Here is a 14389-nt window from a genome sequence, read left to right on the forward strand (position 1 = left end):
TCCGGCGACGGTCATCGGAGATGACACGTGCGGCACGCTCCGCCGCAGCGGCAGCCGCTCCGGCACCTCCGGGCGAGCAGCACGGCCAGGGCGGCGAGCGCGAGCGCCGCGACGGCCGCCACGACGCGCCCGGTCACCGCTCCGCCCGCCGCGCGCAGCAGATCGATCGGTTCGGCCCCGTCCGCCGACGCGGTGCCGGGCGCGGTGTCCGCCGCGTCGCCGGTGGCGGACGGGGCCGTCGCGGAGGGCTGTCCGGCCGACAGCCGTCGCGCGAGACAGTCGGCGAACCGGCCGACGATTCCGTCGCTCACCTCGCTCATGACGCCGCGGCCGAACTGGGCCGGCCGCCCGGTGACGGCGAGGTCGGTGGTCACCGAGACGGTCGTCCCGCCGTCGTCGGCGGTCAGCGCGGCGGTCACCGTCGCGCTCGCCGTGCCCTGGCCCCGTACTTCGTTGCCCCGGGCGGACAGGACCATGCGGTGGGCGGCGTCGTCCTTCTCCAGGAAGGTCGCCGTGCCCCGGTACGTCACGGTGATCGGTCCCACCCGCACCTTCACGGAGCCCTTGACGGTGTCGCCGTCGAACTCCTCCACGGTCGCGCCCGGCATGCACTGCGCGACGTCCTCGATGTCGAGCAGTGCCCGCCAGGCCTCGTCGACCGGGACCGGCACGGTGAATGCGTTCTGCAGTTGCATGGGTCCGCTCCTCACACCTCGGGACTGTCACGGACATCGGGGGCACGGGGTACGCGCGGGCGGCCGGATCCGGGCCGCGCGCGGTGGATCGCCCCGGCCGTGTCCGTGAGCGGGCTGCCCGTGCCGCCCCAGCGCAGGGCCACGATCTCCGCGGCGATGGAGACGGCCACCTCCTCGGGGGTGCGTGCCCCGAGGTCGAGGCCGATGGGGGATCTCAGCCTCGCCAGCTCCGCTTCGCCGAGGCCCGTCCCGCGCAGCCGTTCCATGCGCTCCTGGTGGGTCCGGCGGCTGCCCATCACACCGATGTACGCGGCCGGGGTGCGCAGCGCCACCTCCAGCAGCGGGACATCGAACTTGGGGTCGTGGGTGAGTACGCACAGCACGGTCCGCCCATCGGTCTGCGTACCGCGCAGATACCGGTGCGGCCAGTCGACGACGACCTCCGCGCCGTCGGGGAAGCGGCGGGGGTCGGCGAAGGCGGGACGGGCGTCGCAGACGGTGACCCGGTATCCGAGGAACGCGCCGATCCGGGCCACCGCCGCCGCGAAGTCGATCGCGCCGAAGACCAGCATCCGGGGCGGCGGGGCGAACGACTGGAGGAACACGGCGACGTCGTCCTCGCGCCGTTCGCCGCTGGGGCCGTAGTGCCGCAGCCCCGTTGCCCCCTGGGCGAGTTCACCGCGCGCGTCGGCGGTCACGGCGGCGTCGAGGCCGCTCGCGCCCAGCGAACCCGCGACGCGGTCCGGCCGGACCGCGAGGGCCGCGCCGCGCGGTGCGGGTCCGTCGGTCACGGTGGCGACCACCACCGGGCTGTGCCCGGCGACCGCCGCGGCGGCCTCGCCGAAGGCGGGGTCGTCCGCCGCCGTCACCGGACGCACCAGGAGGGTGATCTCACCGCCACAGGTGAGTCCGACGGCGAAGGCGTCCTCGTCGCTGTATCCGAAGGTCTCCAGACGGGCCCGGCCGGTCTCCACGACCTCCTTGGCCAGTTCGAAGACCGCACCCTCGACGCAGCCGCCGGAGACACTGCCCACGACCTCGTCGTCCGGGCCCACGGCCATCGCCGCGCCGGGGCCGCGCGGCGCGCTGCGGCTGACCGCGACGACGGTGGCGAGCCCGAACGGCCGCCCCTCGGCGTACCAGCGGCCGAGCACCGGCAGGATCTCACGCATCGGACGCCTCCCCTCTCACCACGGCGGCCAGATGTTCCAGGGCTGCCAGGCTGTGGCCCTCGACGAAGGCGTCGACGTGCGGCAGCGCCGCCGCCATGCCCGCCGCGAGGGGTGCGTAACCGGGGTGCGCCTTGCGGGGGTTGGCCCAGACCACGCGGTGCGCCAGCCGGTGCAGTCGGCGCATCTGGGCGGCGAGCAGTGCGGGGTCGGCGCGTTCCCAGCCGTCGGAGAGGACGACCACCACCGCTCCCCGGGCGCAGGAGCGCTGCCCCCAGCGGTCGAGGAAGGCGCGCAGCATCTCGCCGAGCCGGGTGCCGCCGCTGCGGTCGGGTACGGCGGCGGCGACGGCGGCCAGGGCCGTGTCCGGATCCCGGTGTGCCATCTCGCGGGTGACCCGGGTCAGCCGGGTGCCGATCGTGAAGACCTCGGTGGGGGTCCGGGCCGCCGGACCGTGCCTCGCGGCGTGCGCGAAGCGCAGCAGGGCGTCCGCGTACGGGTCCATGGAGCCGCTCACATCCAGCAGCAGCACCACCCGGCGCGGCTTGGCGACGGGGGCGTGGTGGCGCAGCCGGGCGGGCTCGCCGCCGTGCCGAAGGAGCTCGCGCACGGTGCGCCGGGGGTCCATGGTGCCGCGTCGGGCCGGGTGCGTCCTGGCGGTGCGCCGGGGCTCGCCGCTCAGCGCGAACGCGGCCAGCAGCCGCCGTAGTTGGGCGCGTTCGGCGGCGGTCAGCGCGGCCAGGTCGCGGTGGCGCAGCACCTCGTCCGGGCTCGCCGGGGCCGCCGCGGGCGGTGTCCGGTCGTCGCCGGGTGTGTCGGGGGCGTACGGGATGCCGGACCCGGTGGCCGCCGGGCGCGGTCGTGGCTCCGGACGGGCCGTGGGCCGGGGCGGGGGATGCGGTCGCGGGTCGCGGTCGAAGCAGGCGGCGAACACGCGGTCGTACCGTTCCAGGTCGTCCGGGCTGCCGCACAGGGTGAGCCGGCCCGCCCAGTACACATCGGAGCGCCGTGCGGGGTCCAGCTGGGCGAGTGCGCCCAGGAAGGTCTGGGTGCGGTCGGGGCCGGTGGCCACACCGGCCGCGCGCAGCGCCCGGGTGAGTCCGACGGCCACGGCGGTGGCGTCGATGGCGGGTGCGGTGGGCACGGTCACACTCCCCTCGCGGCGAGGACGGCGGACAGGTCGAGGGAGCGGGCGTGGTCCGCGTCCTCGTGGTACTTCAGCACCGAGCCGAGTGTGGCGAAGGCGAGTTCGGCGTCCAGTTCGGTGGCGCCGAGCGCGTCCAGGGCCTCGGCCCAGTCGATGGTCTCGGCCACTCCGGGCGGTTTGACCAGGTTCTCGGTGCGCAGCCGCTGCACCACCGCGGTGACCTGTGCGGCGAGCCGGGCGGTCACCTGGGGCTGCCGTCCGCGGACGATCGCGAGTTCGCGGTCGAAGTCCGGATGGTCGAACCAGTGGTAGAGGCAGCGCCGTTTCAGCGCGTCGTGGACCTCCCTGGTCCGGTTGGAGGTCAGGACGACCACGGGCGGCGACTGGGCGCGCAGGGTGCCCAGTTCGGGGACCGTGACCGTGTAGTCGGAGAGGAGCTCCAGCAGGAACGCCTCGAACTCGTCGTCCGCCCGGTCGACTTCGTCGACGAGAAGGACCGAGGGCTGGGTCTCCACCGCCCGCAGCAGCGGGCGTGCGACGAGGAAGCGTCTGCTGTACAGCTCGTTCTCCAGCCGGTCCGCCCCGGCAACCCCGGCGGCTTCGGCGGCCCGCAGATGGAGCAGCTGGCGCGGGAAGTCCCAGTCGTACAGGGCCTGGGAGGCATCGATGCCCTCGTAGCACTGGAGACGGATCAGGGGCGCGTCGAGAACGTCCGCCAGGGCGGGGGCGAGCGCGGTCTTGCCGACGCCCGCGTCGCCCTCGCAGAAGAGCGGCCGGTGCAGCCGGAGAGCCAGGAAGCAGGCGATGGCGAGCCCCTCGTCGACGAGGTAGCCCGTCGCCTCCAGCCGGGCGCGCAGCTCGGCCGGTCCGCCCTGCGGCCCGGCCGTTGCGCTCGCCCCGGCCGCCGGTCCGGTCACCTTCGCCCCGTCCCGGCCGCGGCCAGTACGGCGCGCCGGGTCAGTACCCGGGCGAGGTGTGCGCGGTACGCGGGTGTGGCCGACAGGTCGGAGGCGGGGCGGGTGCCCTCCGCCGCCGCCTCGGCGGCGTGCGCCACCGCGTCCGGGCCGGCCCCGGCACCGGCGAGCGCCGCCTCGGTGGCGCTGGCGCGCAGGGGTGTGGTGCCCATGTTGGTCAGTCCGATGCGGGCCTCGGCGACGCGGCCGTCGTCGCGCCGTACGAGTGCGGCGACGCCGACGACCGCCCAGCCCTGGGCGACCCGGCTGAACTTCTCGTAGTGGAAGCCCCAGCCGTCGGTCCTCGGCACCCGGATCTCCACCAGTACCTCGTCCTCGGCCAGGGCCGTTCGCAGGTAGTCGAGGAAGAACTCGCGGGCCGGGAGGGTGCGCCTGCCCCGCGGTCCCACGGCCACCATCTCGCCGTCCAGGGCGAGCAGTACCGCGGGGAGGTCACCGGCCGGGTCGGCGTGCGAGAGCGAGCCGCCGAGTGTGCCGCGGTGCCGTACGGCGGGGTCGGCGACGGTCTCGGTGGCGGCGGCCAGCAGCCCGGCGTGGCGGCGCACCAGGGGGTCGTGGATGACGTCGTGGTGGGTCGTCATGGCCCCGATGACGAGCGATCCGGTGGCGGGGTCCTCGCGGACGCCGCGCAGTTCCGGGATCCTGCCGAGGTCGACGAGGAGTTCGGGGAAGGCGAGGCGCAGGCGGAGGATGGGGATCAGGCTCTGTCCGCCCGCCAGGACCTTGGCGTCCTCGCCGCCGTCGTGCAGGGTGCGTACCGCCTCGTCGAGGGTGTCGGGCCGTGCGTAGTCGAATGCGGCGGGAATCATGTGGCCGCCTCCTTCGCCCGTGCGTCCGTGACGGCCTGCCAGATGCGCAGCGGGGTGCACGGCATGGTCACGTCGCGCACGCCGAGCGGCCGCAGTGCGTCGGCCACGGCGTTGACGACGGCCGGGGTGGAGGCGATGGTCCCGGCCTCGCCGACCCCCTTGACGCCGAGCGCGTTCGAGGTGGCCGGGGTCTCGGTGCGGTCGGTGACGAAGTCCGGCAGGTCCGGCGCGGCGGGCACCAGGTAGTCCGCCATCGTTCCGGAGACCAGGTTGCCCTCGGTGTCGTACACCGCCTCCTCGTAGAGCGCCTGCGCGATGCCCTGGGCGAGACCGCCGTGGATCTGGCCCTGGACGATCATCGGGTTGATCACCTTCCCGACGTCGTCGACGCAGACGTAGCTGCGGATCCGGGCCCGTCCGGTCTCGGTGTCGACCTCGATCGCGCACAGGTGCGTGCCGTGCGGGAACGAGAAGGTGTCCGGGTCGACCAGATGCCCGGCGTTGATCGTCGGTTCCATTCCGTCGGGCAGGTCGTGGGCGGAGAACGTCGCGAAGGCCACGTCCTGGATGGTCTTCGTCGCCTCGGGCGATCCCTTCACCGAGAAGGTCCCGGCGGAGAACTCCAGGTCGGCCTCGTTCGCCTCCAGCAGGTGCGCGGCGACCCTGCGGGCCTTGGCCACCACCTTCAGCGCGGCGTGGTGCACGGCCAGTCCGCCCACCACCAGCGAACGCGAACCGTAGGTGTCCATGCCCTGCGGGACCGCTCTGGTGTCGCCGTGCACGACCTCGATGTCGTCGAACGGCACCCCGAGCACATCGGCGGCGATCTGGCTCCAGCAGGTGGCATGGCCCTGTCCGTGCGGGCTGGTCCCGGTGGTGACCTCGACCTTTCCGGTGGGCAGCATGCGGATGGTGGCGGCCTCCCAGCCGCCGGCGGTGTAGCGCAGATCGCGCAGTACGCGACTGGGCGCGAGGCCGCACATCTCGGTGAAGGTGGAGATGCCGATCCCGAGCCGCACCGGGTCCTCGCGCGCGGTGCGTGCGCGCTGCTCGGCGCGCAGGTCGTCGTAGCCGAAGAGGGCGAGCGCCCGGTCGGTGGCCGCCTCGTAGTTGCCGCTGTCGTAGCTGAGCCCGGCGACGGAGGTGTACGGGAGCTCCTCGTGGCGGATCCAGTTGCGGCGGCGCAGCTCGACGGGGTCCAGGCCGAGTTCGGCCGCGAGTTCGTCCATGGTCCGCTCGATCGCGAAGGTCGCCTCGGGGCGCCCGGCGCCCCGGTAGGCGTCGGTCGGCGTCCTGGTGGTGAAGACTCCGGTGCACCGGAAGGTGTACGCGTTCATCTTGTAGATCCCCGGGTACATGAACGCGCCGAGCAGGGGGATGCCGGGGGTGATCAGCATCAGGTAGGCGCCCATGTCGGCGAGGAGGTCGACGCTCAGGCCGAGGATCCCGCCGTCCTTCGTCGCGGCGATCTCGATGTCCTGGATCTGGCCGCGGCCGTGGTGGGTGGCCTGGTAGCCCTCGGAGCGGGACTCGGTCCATTTGACGGCCCTGCCGAGCCGTCTGGCCAGGGCGAGGGCGACGGCCTCCTCCCCGTACACCTGGAGCTTGGATCCGAAGCCGCCGCCGACGTCCGGGGCGATCACCCGCAGCCGTTGTTCGGGGATCCTGGTGACCATGGACAGGATGACCCGGGCCACGTGCGGGACCTGGGTCGAGGAGTACAGGGTGTACTCCTCGGACGCGGTCGGCGGGGTGGCGACCACGGCTCGGGGCTCCATGGCGTTGGGGATGAGGCGTTGCTGGGTGTAGCGGCGGCGGAGCACGACATCGGCGCGGGCCTTCTGCGCCGCGTAGTCCCCCGTGACCAGCGGCCAGGTGTAGCAGCGGTTGGTGCCCCGGCCGGTGTGGACGAGCGGGGCACCGTCGGCCAGCGCTTCCTCCAGGCCGAGCACCGGTGGCAGGGGTGTGTAGTCGACCTCCACGGCCTCCAGCGCGTCCGCGGCGGCGTACCGCCCCCGGGCGACGACCAGGGCGACGGGCTCTCCGGCGTACCGCACCTCGTCGACGGCGACGGCCGGGTGGTCGGGCATGACGATGTCCTCGGTCACCGGCCACACGCAGGGCAGGGGGCCCAGCTCGTCGGCCAGGTCGCGTCCGGTGAGGGCGGCGACCACTCCCGGCCGTTCCAGCGCGGGCGACACGTCGACGCGGTCGATCCGGGCGTGGGCCATGGGGCTGCGCAGGATCGCCAGGTGCAGCAGGCCCGGCACGGTGATGTTGTCGGTCCAGGTGGTACGGCCGGTGACGAGCCGTGCGTCCTCCTTGCGGGTCCGGGAGCGGCCGACCTCGGAGCGCGGCTTCCCGGTGGTGGCCGGGGCGGTCATGTCCGCGCCTCCTGCCCGGCGGTGGCCGGGGCCCCCTCGGGCCGCCCGTCCGGCCGGCCTGCGCCCGCGGGCCGGGGGGCGGGGGCCCGGCGGCGGCGTTCCTCGGCGGCGGCCGCCAGGACGGCGCGCACGATGTTCTGGTAGCCGGTGCAGCGGCAGAGGTTGCCCTCCAGCCCGTGGCGGATCTCCTCGGGCGTGGGATCGGGGTTCTCCCCCAGGAGGTCGCGGGCGGCCATGATCATGCCGGGGGTGCAGTAGCCGCACTGCAGTGCGTGCTGCTCGTGGAACGCGGTCTGCAGGGGGGTCCACGCACCGTCGGAGGCGAGTCCCTGGACGGTCGTCACCTCACCGCCGTCGGCCTGGACGGCCAGGACGTTGCAGCTCTTGACGCTGTCGCCGTCGAGTTCGACGGTGCATGCCCCGCAGTTGGAGGTGTCGCAGCCGACCGGGGTGCCGGTGAGGCCCAGGTGGTCCCTGAGGTAGTGGATCAGCAGCAGCCGGGGTTCGACCTCGTCCTCGTACCGTGTGCCGTCCACCGTCATCGAGATGTGGGTCATCTGCGCTCCCGGGGATCAGGCCGTGGTGTCCGACCATGCGTAGGGCGGGGCCACGGGGCCGCTCGCGGGTCCGGCGCCGACGGTTTCGAGTTCCTGGTCGGCGGCCTTCATCAGCTGTGCGGCGACGTCCTTCATGGCCCGGCTCGCCGCGAGCTCGTCGCCGATGACGGGTACGTCCACGTCCTGCGGATTGCAACGGGCGACCCCGTGTCCGGTGAGCCGCGCGGTGCCGGTGTCCAGCACCGCCTCCGCCCTGGTCGTCCCGTCGTCCTCGGTCAGACCGAGGCGGAGTTCCCACTCCAGCGTGCGGGTCATCGCGCACCTCCTGCGGCCGCGTCCGGTCGCGTCGCGCCGCCTCGACGCGGTCCTGCCACCAGGATCCACCCGCCCGGGAGGGTTCGCGCGTTCCGGCGTCCTGCGGGGATCACCCCGCCGGGACTCGCCCTGCGGGGATCACACCGCCGAAATAGGATGCGGGGTGTCGAATTCCACCGAAGGCGGGCGCCGGACGGCCGTCGCCCCGGGATCCGATCCGTCGGCATCCCGGCCGGCGCCGCGGCAGGCCCTGTGGTGCGCCGCGCGGACGAACGCAGTGCGGAGCGGCCCATGAACCGGCGTCGTCCACCCCGTTCGGCGAGCGCCGAGGAGTTGCTCACCACGCTGCAGCAGCTCACCTCCCGGGCGCGCCGCGAGGTGGAGCTCCATCAGGCGCGGGTGGAGCTGGCCGAGGTGCTCCAGCGCGAGATGCTCCCCGCGGCGCTGCCCGCCCGCCCCGGGCTCCAGACCGCCGCCCGGTACACACCGGCCCGCAGCGGTCTCGACATCGGCGGCGACTGGTACGACGGTTTCGTGCTGCCGGACGGTGCGCTGGCCTTCGCCATCGGCGACGTGCAGGGACACGATGTCGAGGCCGCCGCGTTCATGGGCCAGATCCGCATCGCGATGCGGGCGATCGCCGCCACCACCACGGACCCCGGCGAGGTCCTGGCCCGCACCAACGACCTGCTGGTCTCGGTGGGCTCCGGTCTCTTCGCGACCTGTACGTTCGTCCGCCTCGACCCGGACTCGCGGGAGCTGCACAGCGCCCGCGCCGGGCATGTCGCCGCGGTGTGGGCCACGGCCGACGGCCGTTGCGGGGTGACCAGTGACGAGGGTGGGCTGCCGCTGGGGATCCAGGCGGGCGAGCGCTACCCGGTCACCCGGCGGCGGCTGACGGCCCCGGGCGCTTTCGTCCTGGTCACGGACGGGGTGGTCGAGGGTCCTTCGTTCCCGATCGACCGGGGTCTGGACGCGGTGACCCGGCTGGTGCTCGCGCGGGTCGGCGCCGGCGCCGGCGAGCTGGCCGACGCGGTGCTGCGGGCGGCGGAACAGACCGGGCACCAGGACGACGCCGCCGTCCTGGTGGTGCGCCACGGTGCCGCCCCCGGCCGGGACAGGTAGCCGGACCGCCGAACGGCCCCCAGGCGTGTCACACAGCCGCCACCCGTCCGGGCGGTGTCTGATGAGATGTGTGATCCGCAGCGAGAGAACCAGACGTACGGCCGTGGCCGTACTGCGTGTCCTGGCCGTCACCGCTGCCTACTACGCGGCCGGAGGGCTCGGCCTCATCCGGGAGGTGTCCGTCCACGGCGCGGTCGTCACCCCGCTCTGGCCCCCGACGGGCATCGCGCTGGGCGCCCTGATCTATCTGGGCCTCGGCGCCTGGCCCGGCATCGCGCTGGGCTCCTTGCTCGTCGTCGCCACGCTCAGCGGCTCGGTCACGCCCTCCACCTTCGTCGTCGTGGCGGGCAACACCGCGGCCCCCGTCTGCTCCTACCTCATACTGCGCAGGGCCGGTTTCCGCAGGGAGCTGGACCGGCTGCGCGACGGGGTCGTGCTGGTCTTCCTCGGCGCGCTGGCGGGGATGGTCATCAGCGCGACCGTGGGCACCGGCATGCTGCTGCTGGACGGCAAACTGCCCGTGAGCGGGTTCTGGCCGGTCTGGGCGGCCTGGTGGTCCGGGGACGCGATGGGCGTGCTCGTGGTCACTCCGCTGCTGCTCGTGCTGCGCAGGCTGCGGATGCCGCGGGCCACCGACCGGTGGGTCGAGGCGAGCGCCCTGCTGATCGTCTCCGTCGTGGTCGCGCTGGTGGCCACCCGGAGCCCGATGGCCATGATCTATCTGGTGTTCCCGCTGCTCATCTGGGCGGCTCTGCGTTTCCAGCTGGCGGGAACCGCGCCCTGCGCCTTTCTGGTGTCGGTCCTGGCCGCGATCGCGGGAACGGAGGGGGTGGGGCCGTTCCACGGCCAGACGATCCTCCATGTGATGGTCCACCTCACCGTGCTCAACGGCTGCGTGGCCCTGACCGCGCTGCTGCTCGCGGCGGTCGTGACCGAGCAGAGCAATATCCGGCGCAGGATCGAGCGCGCCTGCGAGGAGCTGGCCGAAGTGGTGGATCACCTGGCGCCGGGACGGGCCGCGGCGGCGTGGCCCTCCCCGCCCGAGGACGGACTCGACACCACCTGAGCACCACGCTCCCCTCGTACCCCCACCGCCGACGGAGGTCCGGTCCGTACCGCACACCGCAGCGAAACGATCCGGCCAACGGCGGCACTCCGGGACCGCTCACTCGTTTGTTGGCCGGGGAAGGTCTCCCGACACCGTGTCGTCACGGACGAACCTGGTGGACGGCCCGCGCAGTTGTCGGCGCAGATGTCCGTACACAACCCGATTCAGGTGCACTCCACATGCCAACACCCAGTCAGAGACCGAGAGTTCAGGCACGGAACGGGACAAGATCCGAGCCACTGCGCATGTCTGAACTTCACCAGAACTCCAGCGAAATGGCACGTGTGTGGATATCGTGCACCGAGCGAGGGCGCATCCGTCAGTCCATGAGATCGGCGGATGCGCCCCGTTTGTGACGATGCGACTGTGACTGGGGGGTTCATGGGGCATGTCGAGCTACCCGATTCGGACAGATCAACCCGCGTGGGACTGGCGGGGGCACCGCGTCCCCGGTCTGTTGCGGACCGGCCTCGCAGCAACGAACTCGACGCATCGTGGAGGGCGCCGACCGCACCGCGCGAACACCGCGCACCGGCCGCCGCGCAGCGAAGAACGACCCGGTGGATACCCGGCCTCGTCGGCGCCGAGCTCCTCGGCCTCGGGATACCGGCCTGGCTCGTCCTGCGCCCCGACGGCCAGTCCCGGACCGCGGTGGCGGCGGCCGTGGCCGCACTGGCGTGGGCCGCGCTGCGGGCCGTACGCGGCCGCTACGCGGACCGGCCCCCCGGCGGGCCCTCGGGCGCGCTGAGCACGGTCGGCGACTGGCTGCTGCTCATCGGCGCGCTCGCCGTGCTGCACACCGCCACAGGCGATCCGGCCGATCCCGCGAGGGCGGTCGTGGCCCTCCTACCGGCCCTGCCGGCGGGCATCGTGGCGCAGGCCCTGCGGCGGCTCCCCTGGCCGGGGCGCCGGCGGCGGGCCGTCCGGCGGGTGCTGGTGGTCGGCGAGGCTCCGGGCGTGGACCGCGCCGTCCGGGTGCTCGCCTCGCGTGCGGACCATCCGTACGCGGTCGTGGCCGCAGTCCCGGTGGGGACCACGCCGCTGGAGTGCGGAGTGCCGGTGCCCGGCCGGCTCGCACCGGCACCGGCCCACGACGACGTGTCGACCGTGCTGGGCGGCGCCTTCGCCCAGGACGCGGACCTGGCCCTGGTCGTCCCCGGGCCGCAGCTCTCCGAGGAGCGGCTGTGCCGGCTCTCCTGGGGGCTGCACGACAACGGGCTCCCGCTGTCCGTGCTGTCGGACCTCTCGGGCATCGCGGCCGAGCGGGTGCGGCCCACCGCCGCGGCCGGGCTCACCCTCCTCCACATCGCGCCACCTCTGCGCCGGGGCCCGCAACCGGCCCTCAAAGCCGTCCTGGACCGCGTCGGCGCCACCCTCGGCCTGCTGACTCTGGCTCCCCTGCTGATCCTGATAGGCACCGCCGTGCGACTCGGGTCCGCCGGACCGGTGTTCCACCGCCAGGTCCGTCAAGGGCAGCACAATCGGCCATTCACGATGTGGAAGTTCCGCACCATGGTGGCCGACGCCGAGAGCCACAAGCACCGCCTCGTCAAGGCGAACGAGCTCGACGGCCCGATGTTCAAGATGCGCCGCGATCCCCGGGTGACCGGAATCGGCCGTCTGCTGCGCCGGACCTCGCTCGACGAGCTTCCGCAACTCCTCAATGTGCTCCGTGGCGACATGTCGCTGGTCGGCCCACGCCCTCCGCTGCCGGAGGAGGTGTCCCGCTACGACGAGCGCGAGCTCCGGCGGCTCGCGGTGAAACCGGGGCTGACCGGCCTGTGGCAGGTCAGTGGCCGCTCGGACCTGTCCTGGCAGGAGACCGTCTCGCTCGATCTGTGGTATGTCGACAACTGGTCGGTGGCCACGGACATGGGACTCATGGCCCGTACGCTGCGCGCCGTCACCGACGGCCGCGGGGCGTACTGAGAGCGGCGGCCGTCGATGCGAGGCGCGCCGGACCACCGGCCCCGCTCAGACCTGTTCGGTCCGCCGCTCCAGCCACCACGCGTAGGTCTGGGCGATCCCGTCACGCAGCGGGATCCGCGGGGTGAAGCCGAGAGCGGTGAGCCGGGAGACGTCGAGCAGCTTGCGCGGGGTGCCGTCGGGCTTGCCGGTGTCCCATTCGACGGTTCCTCGAAATCCCGTCACTTCTCGTACTGTGGACGCGAGTTCACGGATCGTCAGGTCTGTCCCGCAGCCGATGTTGACGGGTTCCTCGCCGTCGTAGCGCTCCAGCAGCAGGAGGCACGCGGCAGCCAGATCGTCGACGTGCAGGAACTCCCGTCGCGGGTTCCCCGAGCCCCAGAGCGTGACCGAGGGCGCGCCGTCCCGGCTCGCCTCGTGGAAGCGGCGGATCAGCGCGGGCAGGACGTGCGAGGTCTCCGGGTCGAAATTGTCGCCCGGGCCGTAGAGGTTGGTGGGCATGGCGCTGATGTACGAGGCGCCGTACTGCCGGCGGTAGGACCGGGTCTGCACGATTCCGGCGATCTTGGCCAGCGCGTACGCCTCATTGGTCGGCTCCAGCGGGCCGGTGAGCAAGGCGCTCTCGGGAATCGGCTGTGGTGCGAGCCGGGGGTAGATGCAGGACGAGCCGAGGAAGAGCAACCGCTCGACCCCGGCCGCGTGCGCCCCGGCGACCACACTCAGCTGGATGCGCAGATTGTCCTCCAGGAACTGCACCGGATACGTGGTGTTGGCCATGATCCCGCCCACCTTCGCGGCGGCCAGCACCACGGCGTCCGGACGGACCTCGCGGAGGAACACCTCGGTCCGCGTGGCATCGCGCAGATCGAGCCGGTCGCGATCGCGGGTGATCACCTCGTGCCCGTCCGCGGCAAGTCGGCCCACCAGCGCGGAGCCGACCAGGCCGCGGTGGCCCGCGACGAAGACGCGCGCGCCGGACCGAAGGAGGGGGCGGACGGATTCCTGGGCCGGGCCGGGGAGATCAGTCGTCATGGGCCGGATTCTGCCAGCACCCGCACCCCGTGGTGATGTCTTGCCGCAGATCGCTCGATCCAGGTGATTCGGCGGGAATCATTCGGTGCGGAACCACAGCCACTCAGGTGACCAAAGGAAGGGGGAGTCGTGGCGAAGACCGCGCTCATCACCGGCGTGACCGGACAGGACGGTTCGTACCTGTCCGAGCTGCTGCTCGACAAGGGGTACACGGTCCATGGACTGATACGCCGTTCGTCGAGCTTCAACACCGAGCGCATAGACCACATCTACCAGGGGCCGGAGGAGGAGCACCGTACGTTCCTGCTGCACCATGCCGACCTCGCCGACGGTGTCGCGCTGGTGAACCTGCTGCGCGACATCCGGCCGGACGAGGTCTACAACCTGGGCGCGCAGTCGCATGTCCGCGTCTCGTTCGACGCCCCGCTGTACACGGGTGACATCACCGGCCTCGGCACCGTCCGGCTGCTGGAGGCGGTCCGCGCGAGCGGGATCGACACGCGCATCTACCAGGCGTCGTCGTCCGAGATGTTCGGCGCCACCCCGCCGCCGCAGAACGAGACGACCCCGTTCCACCCGCGGAGCCCGTACAGCGTCGCCAAGGTCTACTCGTACTGGTCCACCGTCAACTACCGTGAGGCGTACGGCATGTTCGCGGTGAACGGGATTCTCTTCAACCATGAGTCCCCGCGCCGCGGCGAGACCTTCGTGACCCGGAAGATCACGCGTGGGGTGGCCAGGATCAAGGCGGGTCTGCAGACCCGTCTCCACCTGGGCAATCTGGACGCCGTACGCGACTGGGGGTACGCCCCCGAGTACGTCGAGGCGATGTGGCGGATGCTCCAGTGCGACGAACCGGACGACTATGTGGTGGCCACCGGCGAGGGTGTCAGTGTCCGGCAGTTCCTGGAGTACGCCTTCGCGCACGCGGGTCTGGACTGGCGCGAGCACGTCCGCCACGACACCAAGTACGAACGCCCCAGCGAGGTGGACGCCCTGATCGGGGATGCCACCAAGGCCGAGGAACTGCTCGGCTGGAAACCGGTCGTGCGGTCGCGGGAGCTCGCCAGGATCATGGTCGAGGCGGACATCCGCCAGCTGTCCGACCAACTCGCCGGAGCGGCCGTGCGGGTGGACCGATGAGACCG

The 14389-nt window shown here is 72.9% G+C and carries 13 protein-coding genes; 4 read left to right on the plus strand and 9 right to left on the minus strand.

Annotated features, from left to right (window positions below; all coding sequences use genetic code 11):
• Nucleotides 1-11: 11 nt before the first annotated feature.
• The 8 genes from GA0115234_RS11880 to GA0115234_RS11915 are packed head-to-tail and all read right to left on the minus strand — an operon-like array spanning nt 12 to nt 8050.
• Nucleotides 12-695, minus strand: coding sequence for an SRPBCC family protein (locus GA0115234_RS11880; RefSeq protein WP_093540866.1), 684 nt, complete (start codon nt 693-695; stop codon nt 12-14).
• A gap of 11 nt (nt 696-706) precedes the next feature.
• The gene (locus tag GA0115234_RS11885) at nt 707-1867 is read right to left on the minus strand and encodes an XdhC family protein (RefSeq protein ID WP_093540867.1); all 1161 of its coding nucleotides are present in this window, start codon (nt 1865-1867) and stop codon (nt 707-709) included.
• On the minus strand, nt 1860-3008 hold the full coding sequence (locus tag GA0115234_RS11890) for a vWA domain-containing protein (protein ID WP_093540868.1): 1149 nt from the start codon (nt 3006-3008) through the stop codon (nt 1860-1862). The genes GA0115234_RS11885 and GA0115234_RS11890 overlap by 8 nt, the downstream gene beginning before the upstream one ends.
• A gap of 2 nt (nt 3009-3010) precedes the next feature.
• A complete protein-coding gene (locus GA0115234_RS11895) occupies nt 3011-3928 on the minus strand; it encodes an AAA family ATPase (RefSeq protein WP_093540869.1) in 918 nt (305 codons plus the stop codon).
• Entirely contained in the window at nt 3925-4794 is an 870-nt protein-coding gene (locus GA0115234_RS11900) for an FAD binding domain-containing protein (RefSeq protein ID WP_093540870.1), read from the minus strand. The genes GA0115234_RS11895 and GA0115234_RS11900 overlap by 4 nt, the downstream gene beginning before the upstream one ends.
• Nucleotides 4791-7178 (minus strand): xanthine dehydrogenase family protein molybdopterin-binding subunit, encoded by a 2388-nt coding sequence (locus tag GA0115234_RS11905; RefSeq protein ID WP_093540871.1) that lies wholly within the window; start codon nt 7176-7178, stop codon nt 4791-4793. The genes GA0115234_RS11900 and GA0115234_RS11905 overlap by 4 nt, the downstream gene beginning before the upstream one ends.
• Nucleotides 7175-7735, minus strand: coding sequence for a (2Fe-2S)-binding protein (locus GA0115234_RS11910; RefSeq protein WP_093540872.1), 561 nt, complete (start codon nt 7733-7735; stop codon nt 7175-7177). Before GA0115234_RS11910 ends, GA0115234_RS11905 begins: the two co-directional genes overlap by 4 nt.
• 15 nt (nt 7736-7750) lie before the next feature.
• Nucleotides 7751-8050, minus strand: coding sequence for a DUF1876 domain-containing protein (locus GA0115234_RS11915; RefSeq protein WP_093540873.1), 300 nt, complete (start codon nt 8048-8050; stop codon nt 7751-7753).
• Between the two features lie 291 nt (nt 8051-8341).
• Here GA0115234_RS11915 and GA0115234_RS11920 point away from each other — a divergent pair, with 291 nt between their 5' ends.
• The 3 genes from GA0115234_RS11920 to GA0115234_RS11930 all read left to right on the plus strand — a co-directional run bounded on the left by GA0115234_RS11920 (nt 8342) and on the right by GA0115234_RS11930 (nt 12212).
• Nucleotides 8342-9175: a PP2C family protein-serine/threonine phosphatase gene (locus GA0115234_RS11920; RefSeq protein WP_093540874.1), complete on the plus strand. Its 834-nt coding sequence runs from the start codon at nt 8342-8344 to the stop codon at nt 9173-9175.
• A gap of 70 nt (nt 9176-9245) precedes the next feature.
• Nucleotides 9246-10241 (plus strand): MASE1 domain-containing protein, encoded by a 996-nt coding sequence (locus GA0115234_RS11925; protein ID WP_093540875.1) that lies wholly within the window; start codon nt 9246-9248, stop codon nt 10239-10241.
• A 465-nt stretch (nt 10242-10706) separates the two neighbouring features.
• Nucleotides 10707-12212 carry an exopolysaccharide biosynthesis polyprenyl glycosylphosphotransferase gene (locus tag GA0115234_RS11930; RefSeq protein ID WP_256088710.1) on the plus strand — a complete coding sequence of 502 codons (1506 nt, stop codon included), beginning with the start codon at nt 10707-10709 and terminating at the stop codon, nt 12210-12212.
• 45 nt (nt 12213-12257) lie between these two features.
• Here GA0115234_RS11930 and GA0115234_RS11935 read toward each other — a convergent pair whose 3' ends face one another.
• Nucleotides 12258-13241, minus strand: a complete 984-nt coding sequence (locus tag GA0115234_RS11935) for a GDP-L-fucose synthase family protein (protein WP_093540877.1) — start codon at nt 13239-13241, stop codon at nt 12258-12260.
• Nucleotides 13242-13370: 129 nt separating this feature from the next.
• Between GA0115234_RS11935 and gmd the strand changes: the two genes are divergently transcribed.
• On the plus strand, nt 13371-14384 hold the full coding sequence (gene gmd / locus GA0115234_RS11940; protein ID WP_093540878.1) for a GDP-mannose 4,6-dehydratase: 1014 nt from the start codon (nt 13371-13373) through the stop codon (nt 14382-14384).
• Nucleotides 14385-14389 lie beyond the last annotated feature (5 nt).

The sequence above is a fragment of the Streptomyces sp. DvalAA-43 genome, assembly GCF_900091725.1.
Classification (GTDB): Bacteria; Actinomycetota; Actinomycetes; order Streptomycetales; family Streptomycetaceae; genus Streptomyces; species Streptomyces pulveraceus.

What these genes read in the sequence shown, in the direction of transcription:
- GA0115234_RS11880 (WP_093540866.1), bottom strand. Translation starts at nt 695, where the DNA reads ATGCAACTGCAGAACGCATTCACCGTGCCGGTCCCGGTCGACGAGGCC.
- GA0115234_RS11885 (WP_093540867.1), bottom strand. Translation starts at nt 1,867, where the DNA reads ATGCGTGAGATCCTGCCGGTGCTCGGCCGCTGGTACGCCGAGGGGCGG.
- GA0115234_RS11900 (WP_093540870.1), bottom strand. Translation starts at nt 4,794, where the DNA reads ATGATTCCCGCCGCATTCGACTACGCACGGCCCGACACCCTCGACGAG.
- GA0115234_RS11905 (WP_093540871.1), bottom strand. Translation starts at nt 7,178, where the DNA reads ATGACCGCCCCGGCCACCACCGGGAAGCCGCGCTCCGAGGTCGGCCGC.
- GA0115234_RS11910 (WP_093540872.1), bottom strand. Translation starts at nt 7,735, where the DNA reads ATGACCCACATCTCGATGACGGTGGACGGCACACGGTACGAGGACGAG.
- GA0115234_RS11915 (WP_093540873.1), bottom strand. Translation starts at nt 8,050, where the DNA reads ATGACCCGCACGCTGGAGTGGGAACTCCGCCTCGGTCTGACCGAGGAC.
- GA0115234_RS11920 (WP_093540874.1), top strand. Translation starts at nt 8,342, where the DNA reads ATGAACCGGCGTCGTCCACCCCGTTCGGCGAGCGCCGAGGAGTTGCTC.
- GA0115234_RS11935 (WP_093540877.1), bottom strand. Translation starts at nt 13,241, where the DNA reads ATGACGACTGATCTCCCCGGCCCGGCCCAGGAATCCGTCCGCCCCCTC.